Origin of the sequence: Photorhabdus caribbeanensis, from assembly GCF_018448885.1 — a bacterium.
GTDB lineage: Bacteria > Pseudomonadota > Gammaproteobacteria > Enterobacterales > Enterobacteriaceae > Photorhabdus > Photorhabdus caribbeanensis.
Window position 1 is genome coordinate 1 of the sequence record NZ_RCWB01000144.1, and the last position, 544, is coordinate 544.

1 protein-coding gene is annotated in these 544 nt (G+C 55.1%); it reads right to left on the reverse strand.

Annotation, left to right across the window (positions count from 1 at the left end):
* Nucleotides 1-544: AMP-binding protein (locus EAE90_RS23375; protein ID WP_214055466.1), on the reverse strand; the 544-nt coding region annotated here is incomplete at both ends.

Below are 544 nucleotides of genomic sequence, written 5' to 3' on the forward strand. Positions count from 1 at the left end.
CCGTCACCGAGCAAATGGATCTTGCCGCCGCACAGTAAAGGCAGGTAAAGGCTAGTAACCGTGGCATCAAAGGCTATCGATGATGAAACGATACTATCGCATCGCCTTTCAGTGAGGTAATCACTCCGCGCCCATAGCAGGTAGTTGCAGACACCGCGATGTTCCAGCATCACCCCTTTCGGCGTCCCGGTCGAACCCGAGGTATAAATGACATACGCCAGATGTCGTGAAGTGAGTGCCGGTATCTGCGGGTTGTCGTCCCGCTGGCTGAACAATGCATTCGGGTCAAGTACCGTGAGTTCCGCCAGTGCCTGCTCACCCAATGCAGCACGTCCGGCTTTATCCGCCAGCAAAATCACCGGAGCGGCATCAGTCAGAATATGTGCCAGACGCTCCCCGGTATAAACTGGGTCCAACGGCACATAAGCACCACCGGCTTTCAGTATTGCCAATATCCCTACCACCATTGCCGGTGAACGCGACACACAAATCGCCACTCGTTGATCCGGCGCTACGCCCAGTTCAATTAGCTGATGAGCCAGAC